Source organism: Granulicatella sp. zg-84 (genome assembly GCF_010892375.1).
Taxonomy (GTDB): Bacteria; Bacillota; Bacilli; order Lactobacillales; family Aerococcaceae; genus WM01.
Genome location: NZ_WNJX01000013.1, coordinates 33,022 through 53,449, shown reverse-complemented (window position 1 = coordinate 53,449; position 20,428 = coordinate 33,022). Strand labels below are relative to the sequence as shown.

General features: G+C 33.9%; 19 protein-coding genes. 10 read left to right on the top strand and 9 right to left on the bottom strand.

Translation table 11 applies throughout. The annotated features are described in order from the left end of the window. Nucleotides 1-280, bottom strand: a 280-nt coding sequence (locus GMA06_RS04460; protein ID WP_163561818.1) for a transposase, incomplete at its 3' end; no start/stop codon positions are given. 256 nt (nucleotides 281-536) lie between these two features. On the opposite strand from GMA06_RS04460, the gene GMA06_RS04455 reads away from it, so the two are divergent. The 8 genes from GMA06_RS04455 (at nucleotide 537) to GMA06_RS04420 (ending at nucleotide 8,853) form a co-directional block, all read left to right on the top strand. After that, on the top strand, nucleotides 537-1,823 hold the full coding sequence (locus GMA06_RS04455) for a hypothetical protein (RefSeq protein WP_205426221.1): 1,287 nt from the start codon (nucleotides 537-539) through the stop codon (nucleotides 1,821-1,823). A 145-nt stretch (nucleotides 1,824-1,968) separates the two neighbouring features. Next, entirely contained in the window at nucleotides 1,969-3,507 is a 1,539-nt protein-coding gene (locus tag GMA06_RS04450) for an ABC transporter substrate-binding protein (RefSeq protein ID WP_163561817.1), read from the top strand. A 3-nt stretch (nucleotides 3,508-3,510) separates the two neighbouring features. Then, a complete protein-coding gene (locus GMA06_RS04445) occupies nucleotides 3,511-4,287 on the top strand; it encodes an ABC transporter ATP-binding protein (RefSeq protein WP_163545304.1) in 777 nt (258 codons plus the stop codon). Next, complete coding sequence (locus GMA06_RS04440) at nucleotides 4,284-5,039, top strand: dipeptide/oligopeptide/nickel ABC transporter ATP-binding protein (protein WP_163561816.1); 756 nt, start codon at nucleotides 4,284-4,286, stop codon at nucleotides 5,037-5,039. Before GMA06_RS04445 ends, GMA06_RS04440 begins: the two co-directional genes overlap by 4 nt. A 10-nt stretch (nucleotides 5,040-5,049) precedes the next feature. Further along, a complete protein-coding gene (locus GMA06_RS04435; RefSeq protein ID WP_163561815.1) occupies nucleotides 5,050-5,988 on the top strand; it encodes a succinylglutamate desuccinylase/aspartoacylase family protein in 939 nt (312 codons plus the stop codon). Nucleotides 5,989-6,003: 15 nt separating this feature from the next. After that, the gene (locus GMA06_RS04430) at nucleotides 6,004-6,966 is read left to right on the top strand and encodes an ABC transporter permease (protein ID WP_163545301.1); all 963 of its coding nucleotides are present in this window, start codon (nucleotides 6,004-6,006) and stop codon (nucleotides 6,964-6,966) included. A 3-nt stretch (nucleotides 6,967-6,969) separates the two neighbouring features. Next, a complete protein-coding gene (locus GMA06_RS04425) occupies nucleotides 6,970-7,770 on the top strand; it encodes an ABC transporter permease (RefSeq protein WP_163545300.1) in 801 nt (266 codons plus the stop codon). A 171-nt stretch (nucleotides 7,771-7,941) separates the two neighbouring features. Then, complete coding sequence (locus tag GMA06_RS04420) at nucleotides 7,942-8,853, top strand: PfkB family carbohydrate kinase (RefSeq protein ID WP_163561814.1); 912 nt, start codon at nucleotides 7,942-7,944, stop codon at nucleotides 8,851-8,853. An 88-nt stretch (nucleotides 8,854-8,941) separates the two neighbouring features. Here GMA06_RS04420 and guaC read toward each other — a convergent pair whose 3' ends face one another. Continuing rightward, nucleotides 8,942-9,928: a GMP reductase gene (gene guaC / locus GMA06_RS04415; protein WP_163545298.1), complete on the bottom strand. Its 987-nt coding sequence runs from the start codon at nucleotides 9,926-9,928 to the stop codon at nucleotides 8,942-8,944. Between the two features lie 442 nt (nucleotides 9,929-10,370). Next, nucleotides 10,371-11,849, bottom strand: coding sequence for a threonine synthase (thrC, locus tag GMA06_RS04410; protein WP_163561813.1), 1,479 nt, complete (start codon nucleotides 11,847-11,849; stop codon nucleotides 10,371-10,373). Nucleotides 11,850-12,005: 156 nt separating this feature from the next. Between thrC and GMA06_RS04405 the strand changes: the two genes are divergently transcribed. Further along, nucleotides 12,006-12,287 carry a hypothetical protein gene (locus GMA06_RS04405; protein ID WP_163545296.1) on the top strand — a complete coding sequence of 94 codons (282 nt, stop codon included), beginning with the start codon at nucleotides 12,006-12,008 and terminating at the stop codon, nucleotides 12,285-12,287. A 46-nt stretch (nucleotides 12,288-12,333) separates the two neighbouring features. On the opposite strand, the gene GMA06_RS04400 is transcribed toward GMA06_RS04405, so the two are convergent. Then, complete coding sequence (locus GMA06_RS04400) at nucleotides 12,334-14,259, bottom strand: ABC-F family ATP-binding cassette domain-containing protein (protein ID WP_163561812.1); 1,926 nt, start codon at nucleotides 14,257-14,259, stop codon at nucleotides 12,334-12,336. 87 nt (nucleotides 14,260-14,346) lie between these two features. Here GMA06_RS04400 and GMA06_RS04395 point away from each other — a divergent pair, with 87 nt between their 5' ends. Further along, nucleotides 14,347-15,171 carry an undecaprenyl-diphosphate phosphatase gene (locus GMA06_RS04395; RefSeq protein WP_163545406.1) on the top strand — a complete coding sequence of 275 codons (825 nt, stop codon included), beginning with the start codon at nucleotides 14,347-14,349 and terminating at the stop codon, nucleotides 15,169-15,171. 49 nt (nucleotides 15,172-15,220) lie between these two features. Here GMA06_RS04395 and GMA06_RS04390 read toward each other — a convergent pair whose 3' ends face one another. The 5 genes from GMA06_RS04390 to GMA06_RS04370 form a co-directional block, all read right to left on the bottom strand. After that, nucleotides 15,221-16,366 carry an AI-2E family transporter gene (locus tag GMA06_RS04390; RefSeq protein WP_163545294.1) on the bottom strand — a complete coding sequence of 382 codons (1,146 nt, stop codon included), beginning with the start codon at nucleotides 16,364-16,366 and terminating at the stop codon, nucleotides 15,221-15,223. A gap of 70 nt (nucleotides 16,367-16,436) precedes the next feature. After that, on the bottom strand, nucleotides 16,437-16,703 hold the full coding sequence (locus tag GMA06_RS04385; RefSeq protein WP_163561811.1) for a chorismate mutase: 267 nt from the start codon (nucleotides 16,701-16,703) through the stop codon (nucleotides 16,437-16,439). Between the two features lie 11 nt (nucleotides 16,704-16,714). Then, nucleotides 16,715-18,142: an SLC13 family permease gene (locus GMA06_RS04380; protein WP_163561810.1), complete on the bottom strand. Its 1,428-nt coding sequence runs from the start codon at nucleotides 18,140-18,142 to the stop codon at nucleotides 16,715-16,717. A 9-nt stretch (nucleotides 18,143-18,151) separates the two neighbouring features. Further along, nucleotides 18,152-19,390 (bottom strand): U32 family peptidase, encoded by a 1,239-nt coding sequence (locus tag GMA06_RS04375; protein WP_163545291.1) that lies wholly within the window; start codon nucleotides 19,388-19,390, stop codon nucleotides 18,152-18,154. A gap of 13 nt (nucleotides 19,391-19,403) precedes the next feature. Further along, nucleotides 19,404-20,324 (bottom strand): peptidase U32 family protein, encoded by a 921-nt coding sequence (locus GMA06_RS04370; RefSeq protein ID WP_163561809.1) that lies wholly within the window; start codon nucleotides 20,322-20,324, stop codon nucleotides 19,404-19,406. Nucleotides 20,325-20,428: the final 104 nt, after the last annotated feature.

Here is a 20,428-nt window from a genome sequence, read left to right as displayed (position 1 = left end):
TTAAAAACCATCTAAACGCTACATCCGTTTCGACACGTTTAATGGTTTCTCGCATGGATTTAATGCCATAAATATCTTTTAAAAAGACCAATTTAAATAAAACAACAGGGTCTAAACTATTGCGACCGTTGGTATGACTATAATAGGGAGAAGTAATATCATAAATAAAGTTGAAATCAATTGATTTATCAATTTTACGTAGTAAATGGTCTTTTGGTACTAATTCGGACAACGTGTTTAATATGATTTCATCATTTGGGTGAGTTTCTTTATAAAACATAGATTTTTCCCTCCTTTTTCTTATCTCTATTATACCACTTTTAAGTATCATTATCGTATCAGACGTTGTGGTACGAATGGCTTCGTTCTCGCACGTAGTAGAGAACGAGAGATGTATCGTGTACATCGTGGTAAGCCGTACAACTTAACGTCTGATACGAAAAAAGACTGTTGACGCTCTTAATTTGTCAACAGTCTGAATCGGGTTTATCCCCGATTTTTTGTTATAATCAATACGGTAAGGAGGTATACGGCAAGTGGACGTGAAAAAGATTAGTGACATCGGTTATTCCGGTAGAAAACTTATCATTGAAGGGATATTAGAAATCCTCGTAGGGATACTACTAACTGTTTTTCAAGAAGTAGTTGCTGTTTATGCGGTCGAATTGATATTGTTTTTACTATTATTGGTTACGAGTTTTGACTTGATTATGTGGCCGTTTCGTGCAAAAGATAAAAGACAGTTCTTTTGGATAACACTCATAAAGCCATTATGTATTTTTGTTTTTGGTGATTTAGCAATTATTGTACGTATGCCTTTATATTTATTGACGATTTTTGTTGGTATCTACCAATTATTACAAGCGTTTATCAATGTTGTGACGTATTACATCTATCGTCAAAACGATATTAAACCAAGATTTAAGTTTTTATTTGATGCATGTTGGTTATTTATTTTGGGTGTATCGGCTTTAACGCCGAAAGACAGTGTTGGTGTTCAATTGTTTATTCTGGGTATTTATTTAATTGTACTTGGTTTAACCAATTTAAGAGATGGTGTGACATTCGATAAAGAAATGCATAAAGGTGAATTAACAAGACGTGTCAGAGTATCGCTACCTATTGTTTTTGCAGCACTTATTCCAAGACGAACGCTTCAAAAATTAAATGACTATATGGCATCAGATGAATATATTTCTCTTGAGTTAGCTTATGATGTGAAAAAAGAAGAGGCTACTGTTGATTTGGAATTATTCGTACACGTAACCGAATCAGGATTTGGTGCGATTGGGCATGTAGATATTTCTTATCAAAATCAAGTGATTTCGTATGGAAATTATGATACAAATTCAGAACGCTTATTTGGTATGATTGGAGACGGTGTTTTATTTAAAACAGACCGTGAAAAATATATTGCATTTTGTAAAAAAGAAAGTCATAAAACATTATTAGTCTATGGTTTGTCATTAGATGATAAACAAAGACAAGCAGTAGAAGAGCAGCTACATACGATTGATGCTTTAGTCACACCTTGGGAACCAAATCAGTATGTGACAAAACAAGGTGAACAACAAGATGTGATGTATGCGTACAAATTAAAACAAGAAACTGGAGCAAATCTCTTTAAATTTACATCGTCTAAATTTAAAACATATTTTGTTTTAAGCACGAATTGTGTGCTATTGGCAGATAGTATCGTTGGTCGAGCTGGTACAGATATATTAAATGTAAAAGGCTTTATTTCTCCGGGGACGTACCAAACGTACTTAGATAGAGAGTTTGAGAAAAAACATAGTATTGTCGTAGAAAAATCAGTTTATTAACAAGTAAAAAGAAGTGTGTATATTGACCTAAATCGGAATAAATATACACATTTTTTTCGTAAATCGCATTTTTCTTATAAAAAAAGACGTTTACAAAACGTAATAATAACTATATAATAATTTTGTAAATAGGAGGGACTACGAAATGAAAAAAACATTATTAACAGGTGTAGCTTTATGTGTTTTAGCCGGATGTGTTAATCCAACACAAACGCAGACTGCACCAAAAACAGAACAAAAACAGGCAAGTCAAAAAATAACAATCGGATATAATCAGTTACCGGCTAATATAGACCCTGCTGCAGATTATAATGGCTGGTTTACAGTTCGTTATGGTTCAGGGGAAACATTATTTAAATTAAATGATAAATTAGAACCAGAACCATGGTTGGCAAAAAGTATCGAACAAACAAGTCAATTAGAATGGACAGTGACATTAAAAGATAATGTGACATTCCAAAATGGCGAAAAAATGACAGCCGAAAAAGTAAAAGCATCTTTGGAACGTTTACTAGAGAAAAATGAACGTGCTAAAGGCGATTTAACGATTGAAAATATTACAGCCAAAGATAATCAAGTTGTGATTAAAACAACACAAGAAGTGCCGATTATGGCAAATTTATTATCAGAACCATATGCATGTATTGTTGATACAACAGGAAAATTGGACACGGATAAAGCGCTTGTGGGAACGGGGCCTTATATTGTGACAAGTTATATTGCTGAAAGTGGTGTTGAATTAAAAGCGTATGACCAATACTGGAATGGCAAACCAAAAACAAATCAAATTTCTATTAAATACTTTACAGATGCCAATGCATTATCATTAGCATTACAATCAAAAGAAATTGATGCGGCTTTTGGTATTGCTTATGCAAATTTAGGTTCTTATCGTTCAAATGCTGATTATACGATTTCAGAAGTTGGGGGCACTCGTTTTGTAAACTTCATGTATAATTTTGATAAACCATTGATTGCAGATGCAAAATTTAGACAAGCATTAGATACATTAGTTGATAAAGAAACATATACAAAATCTTTATTTGCAGGGTCAGCAGAAGTCGCGAAAAGTGCCTTTACAGAAAATTTAGGATTTGCCATTCATACAAGTGTACATGAATATAATGTTGAAAAAGCAAAAGCATTATTAGATGAAGCGGGTTATAAAGATACGAATAATGATGGTATTCGTGAAAAAGATGGAAAAAATATCAATTTAGAACTATTATCTTATAATCGTTTAGCAGAAATTCCATTGGCAATGCAAGCATTCCAACAACAATTAAAAGAAGTAGGCATTGACTCAACGATTAAAACAGTTGAAAAAATTGGACCTGCTTTAAAAGAAAATACGTATGATGTATCACCATATACAATGGTGGGTGCACCAATAGGAGATGCGTATTCTTATTTCTTAGGGTCTGTTGCTTCTGACGGTGTTGTGAATGTGGGACATTATAAAAATGAACAAGTCGATGCAAAAATCAAAGAATTGGCAACAACTGTTGGTTTAGAAAAACGTAATGCGTTGAGCCAAGAAATTGAAGCATTGATTGATAAAGATTATGCATTTACGTACATCGGGCATTTCAAAGTTGCTTTTGTGATGGGCAAAGATGTAAAAGGTCTTGTATCTCATCCGACAGACTACTACCATGTCACAAATGAATTAGTAAAGGAATAAACTATGTTAAAGGTAGAACAGCTAAGTGTTCAATCCCCTACAAAAACTATTTTGACAAACATGTCTCTTTCTCTGAATGAGAAAGAGGCTGTTTCTATAGTTGGCGAAAGCGGGAGTGGCAAATCGACATTATTAAAAAGTTTACTAGGATTTCCTTTTGGAGAACTTGAAAAAACATCTGGACAAATTATATTTGACGGTATTCAGATTGAACCACAAAAAAGGCGCCAACATCTACATTTTTTAGGAACAGATGTGACGTGGATTAGCCAGCATGCTAGTGTGAGTTTTAATAATAGACGTAAAATAAAGGCACACTATAATGATCTAGTGAAAAGTTATGGTCGAAAATCAAGTAAACTTAGAAGTTTAGAAGAATGTTTGAGATTGGTTGAGTTTAAAAATCCAAAAGATATTATTGATAAATATCCATTTGAATTAAGTGGAGGTATGATGCAACGCGTGAGTATTGCACTAGCACTGGTTGCCAATCCAAAATTACTAATTGCCGATGAACCCATGAGTGCACTAGATGTGGTGAGCAAGCGTGAATTAACAGAATTATTAAAACGTCTACGAAAAACGGAGCATGTGGCGTTACTGTTTTCAACACATGACATCAGTTTGGCGTATGAATTATCTGACAGAATTTATATTATGAAAAAAGGCGAATTTGTTGAGGAGGGACTCACAAAAAATGTTTTAAAAAGTCCTCAACATCCATATACGCAAAAATTATTACAAGCTGTACCAAAATTAAAGCGAGGAGAGACAGAATGAGTGCTTTATTAAAATGTCAGGAGTTAACTCATCAGTACACAAAAAATGTCGGTGTCTTTGATATTTCTTTCGATTTAGAGAAAAAAAGTGTACTAGGTCTAGTTGGTGAAAGTGGAAGTGGAAAAAGTACAATAGCACATATTTTATGTCGTTTTTCACCTGTACAAAAAGGACAAATATTACTTGACGGAAAAGATATTAGTCAGTATTCCTTGAAAGATTACTACAAACGCGTGCAATATATTCCACAACATCCACAATGGTTTTTTCATCCAAAACGAACAGTGTATAAAAGTTTTGAGGAAGTCTTGATAAACTATGAATTAGCCACAAAATCTGAATGTGAAGCTTTGATTATAGAAAGTTTACAATCTGTGGGATTAAATGAGCATCATGCGCATCAGTTACCACTTCAACTAAGTGGAGGCGAATGCCAACGGGCAGGTATTGCTAGAGCATTGCTTGTTAAACCTGACCTTTTAGTATGTGATGAAATTACAAGTGCATTGGATGTAACGATTCAAGCAGATATTATGACACTTTTAAAAAAAATTAAGCAAGAAAGAGAAACAACTTTTTTGTTTATATCACACGATTTGGCATTAGTCAGCGACTTTTGCGATACATCCATTGTCTTAAAAAATGGTTGCATTATGGAGCAAGGACAAATGAAAGATATTGTGACATCGCCAAAATCTGACTATACAAAATTATTGTTAAATCAGTATCAATCGTTTGAATATAATCAATAGGAGAAAGAAGATGACAATTTTAAAAGAAATCATTAAGACATTAGAGCCGGGTTCTATTTATCAATCCGATTTATATGTTCGAGAGGATGTATCTATTCCTTTTACGATTTTAAAAGGAAAGACGGAAGATAAAGTTATTGGTGTTACAGGAGCAGTGCATGGTAGCGAATATGTTGGGTTAAAAGTGATGATAGATCTTATTGAAGAGATTGATGTAACGACTTTAAATGGGACATTGTGCTTCTTTCATGTTGTGAATATGCCAGGATTTTTAGAAATAGATCCATGTTTTGTTCCTGAAGATACAATTAACTTAAATCGTATTTTTCAAGATAAGGAACATAAAGAAACACTAAGTTACCAAATCAAGCAAGTTGTACAAGATGAAGTTTTTTCCGTGTGTCAATTCATTATTGACTTGCATGGAGGGAATCTAACAGAAAGCTTATTGCCACATTGTTATTACTCTGTGCTAGCAAGTGAAGAAGTGATGACAATTTCTAAAAAAATGGCATTAGCTAGCGGGATTCCGGTTGTATATGCTTCTCATGCAACAGGAGGGTTGTATCAATCGGCGTCTATTGATTATGGTATTCCGAGTGTGATTTTAGAACAAGGTGAAAATGGAAAATGTACATGTGAAGATGTTCGATTATTAAAAGAAGCTGTTTGCAATACAATGATGTATCTTTTAGACGGTATTGAAAAAGAGCATACAGCAACTGTATTTGATAAAACGTACGTCTTATCTAGTGAATATCAAGGATGTTGGTTTTCTTATGTTGAAGTGGGGACGTATGTAGAAGAGGGGCAACTTTTAGGAGAAATTCGTTCTGTTCATGGAGCTTTACTTCAATCTGTGATCGCCACTCAAAAAGGATTACTCCTGTATAAAAAAGCAGTTGTAGCAGTCGAAAAAGATGAATCACTTGTCACGATTGTCTACTGATGAAAGGACGTTATTATGTTAAAAATGATACGAAAATCAGTCATTCATTTTGTCGTGATTTTACTTTGTGTAACTTTTTTATCTTTTTTGTTTATTTATTTAGCACCCGGTGATCCAGCAGAAAGTATTTTATCGGCACAAGGTATTCCGTATACACAAGAACTCCTAGCGTTGAAACGACACGAGTTTGGATTTGATAAATCATTTATTGAACAGTATGGAATATGGTTATTCAAAATTTTACAAGGCGATTTTGGGGTGACCTATAATTCAGGAGCATCTGTTTGGGAGCAGTTGATTTTTTATTTCCCGAATACAGTTTATTTAGCACTATATATATTATTGGCAACACTCACAATTTCCATTCCGTTTGCATTGATTAGTGCCTATTATGAACATTCTAAAATGGATAGAGCTATTTTAATGATAACAGGTTTTATCAATGCTATTCCAGGTTTTGTTATTGGTATTTTGCTTATGATTATTTTTTCTGTTCAATTAAAATTATTGCCTATTCAATCTACGGCGAACGAATTGGGGCTTATTCTTCCTGTTTTAACCGTAAGTATTACCATGTCGACACGCTATATTCCACAAATGCGTACGCATTTGATTGATGAATTACATTCTCCAAGCGTAGAGGGTGCAAGAGGAAGAGGCATTCCCGAATGGCGTATTTTGCTGTTTGATGTATTAGGAAATACATTACCATTCCTTTTAACATTAGTAAGTTTGTCTTTAGGTTCTTTATTAGGTGGTGTCGCCATTATTGAAAATCTCTTTTCATGGCCAGGCATCGGGAAACTATTGATTACAGTTGCAGGGAACCGTGACTATCCACTTATTCAAGGTATCGTCTTATTTATTACAGCAGGTGTTTTAGTTGTTAATTTAGTGTTTCAGATTGTCATTGCTTGGTTAAATCCACGAACAAGAAAAGAAGCGTTAAAAGACATGCGCGTGAAAGAGGTGGTGTAGGTAATGAAAAGAAAAATGAATCATCAATTAAAGATATACGGAGCTATCATTCTCTTATTTATCGGTATTTTATGTATCGCTGCATTTGTATTTGGTGAAAGTGTGACGAAAGTGAATTTGGCACAAGCTTTTCATGCACCGAATAGCAAGGAGTGGTTTGGTACCGATGCATTAGGTAGATCTGTCTTTGAGCGGACACTAAGTGGGGGGATTCAAACCGTTATACCGTCCTTATTCATTTTATTTATTGTTGTGACGGTAGGTTCTTTTATTGGTATTAGTAGTGGGTTAATAGGTGGTAAATTTGATAGAACTATTTTTTTGATTATTACAGCCTTTCAAGCCTTTCCAGCTATTATTTTTGTCATTATGCTTGTGGGTATTTTAGGTGTTGGATTACAGCAAACGGTTATTGCGATTTGTATGACAAACTGGGCAAAATATGCTTATTTAACAAGGATATTAACTTTACAATTAAAAGAAGAACCATATATTCAAAGTGCAACAATGTTTGGGAATGAATACTTACAAACTATTCGTAATTATTATTTACCAAGTTTATTTCCGCAAATTTTAACGACAGCTATTTTTGATGTGAGTAATACGATTATGGAAATTGCAGGATTAAGTTTTATTGGATTAGGTGCACAAGTTCCTAGTCCAGAATGGGGGGCGATGATAAATGACGGAAGAGCGTATATTCAAGAAGCACCGTGGATTGTTGTTTTCCCATGTTTGATGATTATTTTAACCGTGTTATTATTCACACGTTTTGGAGAGTTATTAAAACAAAAATTAAACTAATAAAAAGGCTCTTTTCCAACATAAGTTGATGAAGAGCTTTTTTGTTTGTCTACGGTTTAAATAGAACTGACATTTTCTGTAAAAAAGAATGAAAAAACAAAAATATCGTGATATAATCGTTTTAACACGAATGATTTTTTATGAATAAATAATAATGTTAGAGGTTTTAAAATGGATAAATGCTTAGTTATTGGGTCAACAGTGTGTGATATTGTTGTAAATATCGATACATTACCACGTAGACAAGAATCGGGGAATGTGTTACATCAACGAATGGGGTTAGGTGGATGTGCGTATAATGTTGTACATGTTCTGCACCATTTAGATATTCCCTATACATTTATTTCTCCAATAGGAACAGGTATTTTTGGTGAGTTTGTCGAAAAACATATACAGCAAGTAGGTATTCAATCCTTTGTGAAAAGCACACAAGAAAATGGGTGTTGTTATTGCTTTGTTGAAAAAAATGGAGAACGTACATTTTTATCACATCACGGAGCAGAATATACATTTGAACCGACATGGTTGGGAAATTTAAATATGAATGCGTATCGTTATGTGTATGTTTGTGGCTTAGAGGTAGAGGATATTGACGGAGAGCGTTTGGTCGATACATTGGCCACTTTACCTTGTCAAATTATTTTTGCCCCAAGTCCTAGAGGAAAATTTATTCCAAAAGAACGTTTGGAAAAATTATTTGCTTGTCGTCCTATTTTGCATATGAACGATGTCGAAGCAAAAGAATTAGCGTCTTGTGATGATGTAGAAAGTGCCGCAAAAAAATTATTTTCTAAAACGAATCAGCTTGTGATTGTGACATGTGGAGAAAAAGGGGCTCTGTATTATGACGGGAAAATCTGTCATCTTGTTCCAACAGAAAAAGCGACGGTCGTGAATACTATAGGAGCGGGAGATAGCCATGTTGGAGGATTTTTATCGGCAATGTGCCAGGGGTATACAGTAGAAGAAGCTTTATATTTCGCCAATCATCTTGCGACTAAAGTAGTTAGTGTTGCGTCGAGTAATTTACCAAAAAACATGTATAAAGATAGCAAAGCACAATTAGAAAAGAAGCCTATTTAAACAATAGTCAAAAAAGTTCTATAAGGTATCAATCCATTTGATGAAGAATAAAAATAACCCCAACAAGTCATCTTGCTGGGGTTATTTATTAGTGTGTGTCACCGTTAAAAATAGAGTTTTTTACAATCATGTAATCAACGTGACGAATAGCGTCTAAATCTTTTCCACCTGCATAAGAGATAGAAGATTGTAAATCTTGTTGCATTTCAATTAATGTGTCGTGAATGCTTCCTTTATAATCAACAAGCATTTTTTTGCCTTCGACATTTTTTCTTTCACCTTTTTGGAATTCAGAAGCACTGCCGAAATATTCTTTCATTTTCTTACCGTCAATTTCTACTGTTTTTCCAGGAGATTCTTCATGTCCTGCAAAAAGAGAGCCAATCATGACCATTGTTGCTCCAAAACGAATAGATTTTGCAATATCGCCATGTGTACGAATACCACCGTCAGCAATAATTGGTTTTCTAGCAGCTTTTGCACACCAGCGTACAGCGGCTAATTGCCAGCCACCTGTACCAAAACCTGTTTTTATTTTTGTGATACATACTTTACCTGGTCCGATACCCACTTTTGTTGCATCAGCACCAGCATTTTCTAATTCACGCACAGCTTCTGGAGTACCCACATTTCCTGCAATAATAAATGTTTCAGGTAAATGTTCTTTAATATGTTTAATCATGTTAATGACTGCATTAGAATGTCCATGTGCAATATCAATTGTAATATAATCTGGGATTAGTGTTTCTTGTGCTAGTGTTGTAATAAAATCATATTCATGTGGTTTAACACCTACACTAATAGATGCAATTAAACCTTTATCGTGCATATTTTTAATAAAAGTTGAACGTGTGCTTTCATCAAAACGATGCATAATATAAAAGTAGCCGTTTTTTGCTAGTTCTTCTGCTAGTTTTTCATCTATAATTGTTTGCATATTTGCTGGGACAACAGGGATTTTAAATGTATGTTTTCCTAATGTCACCGTTGTATCGCATTCTGAACGACTATTCACGATACATTTATTTGGAATAAGTTGTATATCTTCGTAATCAAAAACAGAGAATTGTTCCATGATAACACTCCTTTATAATTGATTTTATGCATAAAAAAAGACACATTTTATCGCACAAAATCTGTGTAGGGGAAAATGTATCCTCAGTTATCATATCGTATTCATGTCTTGAAGTCAAATAATAAACATATCGGAATAGCGATAATATGTGTTTATCATCAATTATATTTAGTAAAGTTGGGCATAGAAAAAAGAAGAGTATTTTTTACAAGTAGTTTTAATAAGTTTTTTTATTTTTATAGAAGAAGCTTTTTGTGAAATCTTTTTATTAGAAAATTTTTTATGACAGAGAAAACAACTCTTTTCAGACAAATTAATGACTAGTCAAAATTTGGCTATAGATTGTTTTAAAAGGTATAGTATTACTCAAAAAGGCTTAAAATCAATTTGTTCAAAATATTGATTTTAAGCCTTTTTACTATTTAAAAATTTTAGTATTGCTTTATGATAAACAATCAAGTACACTTTGCGCCATTTCTTCAACGGATACTACTTTATGATGGCGAATAGTTGCTTGTTTCACATCTAAAACAGCTTGTGGTTGAGGGATGTTTGATAAGGTTTCTAATGCATCCACTAATGCCATATCATCGTCTAAATTATCGTGTCTAAATGCACTCATGACACTTTTAGGGAATTTATATGGGCTTGCTGTTGAGGCAATAACGACATGTTTGTTATCTCCTGTTTTTTCAGCATACATATCATATACAAAATCAGACACGGCTGTATGTGGGTCAATCAGATATTTATAGTTATCAAATGTACGCTTAATTTGTGCGGTAATATTGTCTTCTGTTGCAAAATCACCATAAAAGGCCGATAAAATATCATTTAAATCAACATGGTACTCACCTTGTTGGCTTAAAGCATGCATTAAATCACGTGTTTTTTGTGTATCTTGTTCTACAGCATGATAAATCAATCGCTCTAAATTACTTGAAATCAAAATATCCATAGACGGAGAATTTGTCACATAGAACGGACGGTTTTTGTTGTATGTGCCTGTTGCAAAAAAGTCGGATAATACATTGTTTTTGTTAGAGGCACAAATAAATGTATCAATCGGTAGACCTATTTGTTTTGCATAGTAGGCAGCTAAAATATTACCAAAATTACCTGTTGGGACAGATACATTGATTGATTCGCCACAACGAATAACTTTGTTTTTCACTAATTGGGCATAAGCATACACATAATAAGCAACTTGAGGCATTAAACGACCAATATTGATTGAATTGGCAGATGAAAATTGATAACCAGCTTGATTTACTTTTTCAATCATATCTGTATCAGTAAACATTGCTTTAACAGCACTTTGTGCATCATCAAAATTACCTGTAATACCAATAACATGAGTGTTATCGCCTTTTTGAGTTAACATTTGTAATTCTTGGATATGGCTCACACCGCCTTTTGGATAGAACACGATAATTTTTGTGTGAGGTACATCGGCAAAACCTGCCATTGCTGCTTTACCCGTATCTCCAGATGTTGCCGTTAAGATAAGAATATCTTTATGGCTGTCATTTTTTTTAGCAGCTGTGGACATTAAATATGGCAAAATGGATAATGCCATATCTTTAAAGGCGATAGTTTCGCCATGAAATAGTTCTAAATAATGTTTGTTGCCAAATGATTGAATAGACACGATGTCGTCAATATCAAATTTTGTTGTTGAGTAAGCACTGTTGACACACGCTCTTAATTCATCATCTGAAAAATCAGATAAAAAAGCACGTAAGACTAAAAATGCAATTTCTTGATAAGACATATCGGCTAGTGCTTCTAAAGAAACAGGTAGTGTTGGAAATGTTTGAGGAACATATAAACCACCGTCTTCAGCAATTCCTTTTAAGATAGCTTGGCTTGCAGATACTTGATTTTTTGCATCTCGTGTACTCTGATAGATGATACTCATAATAAACTCCTTTATATACATTGTCTTTTGCATTATATCAAGTTTTTAATATATTGGCTATCATATATTTTTAATAAACTTTGTGATACAATGTATATATCGTTTACAAGTGGTTTTAAAGAAATTTAAAGGAATTTAAAGAAAGGAGAATAGGACATGGATTTACCAATGATTACACTATTAAAATATGAATACGAAGTATCTCCAGGTGCATTTTTTAATGTTTACACACCATGGATTACAGATCCGACACAAATGAAAACCATCATTATTGATCAAGATCATTATTTCACAAAAATGGTCACCATTTATCCGAGTGAAACACATGATTTCTTTATGTATTTAGAACAAGAACCAACCAGAAGTGTGTATCGTACAAACTATCCATTAAAACGTATGGAAAATAGTGATTCGTATGAAATTATTTTTGAAGGATAATAAAACGGAGGCAATCGGCACTAGAGTTCGATTGTCTCCGTTTTGATTAAATAGGCAAGTCTTCTAAAGTTAGTGCGACAGTTTCCCATTCGTTTAAATAGGTGTCGTATTTCTGACGTTCTTCTTCAAGCTGCGTGTTTAAACGATAAGATTCTTCGTGATTCGTAAACACATCAGGCGAAGCCAATGATTCTTCAATGTTCCCTATGCGTTCTTGGCAGTCATGCATCTGCTGTTCTAAAGTTTCTAGCTGTCTTTCCAGCTGACGCTTTTGCTTTTGTTTTTCTTTGCTAAGGGTGTAATCGGATTGTTGAATAGAAACGTTTTTTTCTTGTTCTATGAGAATCTCTTGTTTTTCTTGAGATTTTTTTTCTATGTAATAATCGTAATCACCTATATATAATGTACTGCCGTTTTTAGACAGTTCTAAAACAGATGTAGCGACACGGTTGATAAAATATCTATCGTGAGAGATAAATAATAACGTTCCGTCAAAATCAATCAATGCATTTTCTAGCACTTCTTTACTATCCAAATCAAGATGATTTGTTGGTTCGTCTAAAATTAAGAAATTATCTTTTTGTAATGCTAATTTTGCTAATAACAAACGTGCCTTTTCGCCACCGCTTAGTGAAGCTACTAGTTTTTTTACATCATCTCCACTAAATAAAAAACTCCCTAAAACACTTCTGACATCTTTTTCATTCATTAAGGGATAGTCGTCCCATAATTCAGATAAAACATCTTTTGTCGGCGTTAGGTGCCGTTGTTCTTGGTCATAGTAGCCGATGCTTACATTTGCACCCACTTTATAATGACCTTTTATTGTTGGTAAAGTACCTAGTAATGTTTTTAATAGCGTTGTTTTTCCAATACCATTTGGCCCCACAACAGCAATGGCTTGTTGTTTGCGAATGTCTAAGTCAATAGGGTATGCCAGCAAGGTATCTTCATATCCAATACCTAATTGTTCTGCTTGTAAGACAGCATTACCACTTTCTTTTTCTGTTACAAATGTCAATCGTGCTGATTTTTCATCTCCCTTTGGTTTTTCCAAACGGACCATTTTTTCCAGTTGTTTTCGTCTACTCTGTGCACGTTTCGTTGTTGAGGCACGTACAATATTCTTCGCAATAAAATCTTCTAATTTTTCGATTTCTTCTTGTTGTTTTTCGTATTGTTTCCATTCTTGTGCTAAACGCTTATCACGTTCCTCTAAATAGTACGAATAATTTCCTTTATAGTGATGTATTTGTTTTTGACTTATTTCATAAATTTCTTTGACGACTTTGTCTAAAAAGTATCTGTCGTGAGATACAATCAATAAGGCACCTTGATAGTTTATAAGATATGTTTCAAGCCACGACAATGTATCAATATCCAAATGGTTCGTAGGTTCATCAAGAATAAGTAAATCGGGTTTTTCCAAAAGTAATTTAGCCAGAGCTAAACGTGTTTTTTGTCCACCTGATAAATTTCCGATAGATTGATGATAGTCTTTTTCATAAAATTTAAATCCATTTAATACAGATTTTATTGTGGCTTCATATTGGTATCCTCCACGATTGTCTAATTCGTGTTGGAGTGTATCGTATTGAGAAAGTGTTTCTTGATACGCTTTTTCATCGTTTAAAATTGCCTCATCACTCAAAGAGAGTGCTATACGATTTAGTCGGTCTTGTAAAGCAATCACATCATCAAAAACGTGTAACATTTCTTCCCAAATCGTGTTCTCTGTATTTACAGCACTATGTTGATCTAAGTAGCCGATTTTTAACTGTTTGACCATGCTAATTTGACCACTATCACTTTGTTCAATGCTTGCCAATATTTTTAAAAGTGTCGATTTCCCTGTTCCATTTCGCCCAACTAATCCAATTCGACTTTGATCTTGAATCGCAATATGAATGTTTTCAAATAAGACATCAGAACCAAAATGGCGGGAGAGTTGCTGCCCTTGTAATATAATCATAATCGTTTCCTTTTCTAAACTAAATGCGTTATTATGATACCATATTTTTCTAAAAAAGTGATATACTGTTATCAGATGTGAAAGGAGATTAGTATGTTAGAAATTATTAAAGTCATTATTTATGGTATTGTTGAAGGTATTACTGAGTGGTTACCGATTAGTAGTACAGGGCATTTGATTTTATTACAACAATTTTTACCATTAGATGTACGACCAGACTTTTTTGAGTTATTTAAAGTTGTTATACAATTAGGCGCTATCTTAGCAGTTATGGTTATTTATTTCCATAAATTAAATCCTATATCCCCCTCAAAAACACAAGAGGAGAAAAAACAGTCTATTGATTTGTGGATAAAAGTTGCTATTGCGACATTACCGGCTGTGTTGGTATTTCCACTTGATAATCTTGTTGAAGCTCATTTTATGAATCATGTGACCGTTGCACTCATGCTTATTTTATATGGTATTTTATTTATATGGATAGAAAAAAATGCGTCACGCAAAGTGAGCATATCTCAATTAGAAACATTAACGTATAAAACAGCTTTATTTATTGGTATTTCTCAAATTTTAGCCTTGATACCAGGGACTTCTCGCTCAGGTGTGACCATTCTAGCAGCTGTTTTATTAGGTACATCACGTTATGTTGCGACAGAATTTTCATTTTTCTTAGGTATTCCTGCCATGTTTGGTTTAAGTGGATTAAAATTGATAAAATTTTTATTAAAGCATAGTATGTCCCTTGAAGAATTTATGATGCTTTTAGTCGCAATGTTAGTAGCGTTTGTCGTATCAATGATTGTTATTCAACGTTTAGTAAAATATGTGAAAAAACACAATTTCACAGCATTTGGTAAATATCGTATTGTTCTTGGTTTTGTTGTGTTATTAGCTAGTTTTTTTGTGAAATAGCAGTTTTATACAAAAAGAGAGGTTGCAATCGCAACCTCTCTTTTTGTATTTAATAGCCGTCTTCAGTTTCACCAAAGTATTTATTGTAACGTTCTTTATATTTTTTAAAGAAAAATCCAAAAATAATACGGATAATCGCATAAAGCGGAATGCCAATAATCATACCTACGATACCCATTAAACTACCTGTCCCAATTAAGACAATGATAATCGTTAGTGGGTGCATTTTAAGTGACTTACCAATGATATGTGGCCCTAAAATATTACCGTCTAAAATTTGAGCAAATCCCCATACAATCAATACTTCAATAAACATTAACCATGAATGGATACAAGCGATAATTATAGCGGGCACTAATGCGATAATAGCACCAAGATAAGGAATTAAACTCATGATACCAGATAGTAATGCTAATACGAAAGCGTAATTTAAACCAATGACAGAATAGCCGATGAAATAGTAAATACCCACTAAAAAGCTCACGAGTAGACGTCCTTTAATATAAGCACCCACTTGTACATTGATGTCATGTGTTAACTGATTGATTTCTTCTCTTTTTTTCTTTGGAAAAATACTTAAAAAATGATTTTTAAAGGTTCTACCATCAATCAATAAGAAAAATAGAAAAATCGGGAAAGTCATGAGTGTGAACATGACACTAGATATTGTTGACAAAATAGATGTAATACCTTGAATGGTTGTGCCTAATGTGCTTACTAACTGTTGTACTAATTCTGTTAAACTATCGTTAAACCAAATCAATGCTTGATTGTAATAAGATTGAAATTCTTTTGATGTACTAAATTGTTGAAGTGTTGCAACAAAGTTTTCAATCAATCCGGGTAACGCTTGGGTAAAAGATACGATTTGCGAAATAATAATTGGGATAGCAAATGCGCAACCAATCACGATGAACGCAAGCATTAAAATAAGAGATATACATGCCCCAATAGCACGAGGTACTTTTATTGTTTCTAACCAATCTACTAATGGAATAAACATATAATAAAAAATAACAGCTAGTAGAAAAGGTGTAATGATAGATGTCATTAAAATATTGATTGGACCAAAAATGAATGAAATTTTAGTTGTAAGATAAATACATAAACATAATAATAAGAGGGATACAAGTGTAAATATTAAGTTTTTCCCCCCTAAAAATCGTATCAAGGGTGTTTCATCTGAACGTTTCATATAAAGCCTCTTTTCTACCTTATTTGACAAGCATTATATCATAATTTCATAAAAAATAATATGGTTATATTTACTCAGATAAATGAATGTTCTGATAATCTTTAGAAACTTTCATCAATGTGCTATACACTTCTTTTAATAAAGGTTTTAATGTATCATTTTCAAGATAAGAGATTACTTTTTCAAAAACCATTTGTTCTCTTTTGGCATCAAATACGGGTAGTTGATGCTCCTTTTTTATTGTTGCTACTTCTAAGGCGACTGCCATTCGTTTTTCAAATAATGCGACTAGCTCTTTATCAATCGCATCAATCTCTTTCCTTTGTTTTTCTAACATATTTAATCTCCTTATGATAATATCCATGCTCCTAGTGGGTAGCCTATTAACACAGCAAGTACAATGCTCCAAAATAATAACCACGTACCAAATAAAAAAGTATCTTTACTTGTTGTCCATCCAGATCCAATGGAAATTGCAACATAGGGCATTGCAGGAGCTGTTGCGAATGCTAGAGAGGACATGAATCCGATGAAACAGGCTAAAACGCCCATATTGATAGGTAATTGTGCAGATTGCCAAATGGTTATAGCTAAAGTGGTGACTACTGATACGGTCACTAAATTAGACGTGAAATTTGTCTGAATACCTGCCCATGCGATAAAGAATAAAATCATGAACATAGGTGATAAACTTAATACAAATGGTGTCATATAGGTGTTCAGTAAGTCAATAACACCAACTTTAGCATCAGATAATACCGAACCCAATACTAATGTGGCACCAACTAAAAACAAACTTTGCCAGTGTACACCTTTAGTTAAAGCATCCGATAAATTTAATAAAGGTTTTCCTTCGATATGTATCATACACATCGCAATCGTTGCAAGCATTGGTGGCAGTACGATACTGATATATTTCGATACCCCAAAAAATTCCGGTAAAATCCATAGGCTAATCATCATGAAGAATAATATGACAATCCATGTTTCACGCTTTGTCTGATTTGGTAAATGCTTTAAAGTATCTAATGTATGAATGGTTTTTGTTGAAAAGGATTGTTTACATAAATGATGTACACTTAATAATAAGATGCCATATAGTAAAAGTCCTGTTGGGATAGCCATGCTCATATATTGACTGTTTGTAATAGAAATATGAGTAGCACTTGTGAATAAACCCATTGCCGTAATGGCAAAAACGTGATTGATAGGTGTCATTGCACATCCAATAGCAATGGTTGAAAATACAGCAATCAATAAATAAGATGCTGCTTTATCTTGTTTTTCTAATCCGAATTGTAAACAAATTTCTTCATAAATCGGAAAGACAAACATGAACATAACCGTTGGTGAAATAATACTACTCAATACTAAAACACTTGTTAAAAAGGCAAATATAAAACGTGTAGGATGACTTCTTGCGAAGCGGCTCATCAATATTTTGGCAATCACGCGTTTTAAAAATACCGTTTGATTGATTGCGTAAGTAGATATAAATGTAAATAGTAAAAAGATAAAGGTACTATTTCCGAATGATTTTTCCAAAATCTGATTTAAGCTAATGGTAGGGACCAAACTTAACGACACAATACAAAGTAAACTAGACCAGTCGATACTGACAAATAACCACAAACATAAACTTGCCACAAAAACAGACAGTGCCATAAAACTCGCAGGTTGAATGCCAAATAATTGCCAGTGATAGTGTGTGTTTATATAACCTAATAAAATAAGGCATAAACTAAAAAAAGTAATGCTTTTTTTTGTGCGTGTCATACGTACCTCCTATTTTTGCTTACGAATCATATCCATAGGTTTGACAGGACGGTTTGTTTTGATTTTGCAAATCATCATAGCGTTTGGTGCAACAGTAATGTCTTCGTCGTATTCATTCCATAATTGTGTTAATTCTTGTTCAAAGTGACGCATGCCTGGGCCGTAGAACTCGATTTTATCGCCTACTTTAAAGTTATTACGTTGTTGAATCGTTGCGATTTGTGTATCCTCGTCATACGCTAATACTTGCCCGATAAAACTATATGCAGGAATTTGACGACGTTCCCCGAATAACTGTTCATTTTCAGTCGGTACATGATAATAAAAGCCTGTTGCCAATTCACGTTGGGCTGTTTTCCATAGTTCATCTACCCATTCTTGTTTCACTTCGTAATGATCAGGGTCTTCACAATAACTATCTACAGCAGCTCTGTAAACATTACATACAGTAGATACATAATGAATAGATTTCATACGTCCTTCAATTTTCAAACTGTCTACGCCTGCATTTACTAAGTCTGGAATATGATAAATCATAGACATATCCACAGCACTCATTGAAAAAGGTTCGTCAACACCGTCATGCCCATTTCCAATATGATGTGTCTGTCCTGTTGTGTCAATGTCGTATAAACCGTATTTCCAACGACATGATTGACAACAACCACCACGGTTAGCGTCACGTTGTGCCATGTGATTAGATAGTACGCAACGACCTGAATAGGAAATACACATTGCGCCGTGGATAAAGGCTTCAATTTCTACATCTACTTTTTCTTGCATTTCAAAAATTTCTTCCATAGACACTTCACGTGCTAAAACGACACGCTCTAAACCTTCGTCTTTCCAAAAATTTAAATTTTCATAATTCGCAGCAGAGGCTTGAGTAGATAAGTGAATAGGTAAACCAGGAGCATTCATCACACAAATATCCATCAATGCTACGTCGGATACAATTACAGCATCAACACCAATATCTCGAATCGTTTTGAAAAATTCTCCTGCACCTTCTTCGTCGCCTTCATGAGTAACCATATTGGCAGCGACATATACTTTTGCACCATGTTCATGTGCAAAAGCAACACCTTCTGCGATTTCATCATAACCAAAGTTTCCTGCACGACTACGTAAACCGTAAGCTTCTCCACCAATGAAGCAAGCATCTGCTCCGTATAAAACAGCTGTTTTTAGTTTTTCCAGTGTACCGGCAGGTGCTAGTACTTCTGGTTTTTTTAATATTTTTGTCATCTATGTCACCTCGTTATTTCACAATGTTTGGATCAAATAAATAAAATCCAGTATCTAAACCACGTGTTTTAGGATGTAATGCTCTTACACTTTCTTCTAAGTGTAATGCTTTTTCATGTGACCAATTTTTAGCCACGATGTCATTTCTGGCTTGAACAAATAGTTTCGCAATGTCTACAAAATTGTCCCCAGGTGAGAAAATCCCCTCTAATTTCCACTGTGTAACGTTCATATCAGCTAGTTCTTGTAAATATTGTGCCAGCAAAATATCGTTATTGGCAAAAATATGTGTACCATTATCATCTTCATAAACAGAGTAGTGTGTATCTGGTTTATCTGGCTCAGATAAAAAGAAACCCCGATTTCGACCGACAGATTCTGTTCGTTTAATAAAATTAAAATAATTTTGTAGAAGTGGACGTTTTGATTGATGAATACAAGTGGCACCATATACCAAATATTCGATGGGAACAATGACGTCACGTGCTAAAATTTCAAGAGATTCTTTAGGTACTTCACGGGCAACGACTGCACCAACAGCTCGTCGGTTTGCCCAAAAGTTAATTTGTTTGCTACTTGTTACAACGACTTGAGCATCATAACGATATGGAATAAATAACTCATCTTGTTTCATAATTTGTACGACACCGGGATCTCCTGATGTGATAGTATCCACACCAATACGTTTTAAAAACGTAAGATATTCAGGTACTTTTGCAATGCCACTATTATGGAAAATAGCGTTTAAGGCAATAGATACTTTTTTACCATATTGGTGTGCTAATTCAGTTAATGTTTTTTGCTCCTCTCTTGAAAAAGAGTGAGGCAAACGTAATCCAAATGTATCCTCACCAAAATATAGGCAGTCTACTCCGACTTCTAATAATTGGCGAGCCTGTTCGATAGATTCAACAGTTGCGATAATTTCAATCATATAGTAACCCTTTCTGTATATAATAAAAAAACTTAAACAGACAAAGTCGTTTAAGCGTGAAATAGCAAAGTAACGATGTCTGTTTGACACGACAACTTACCTTG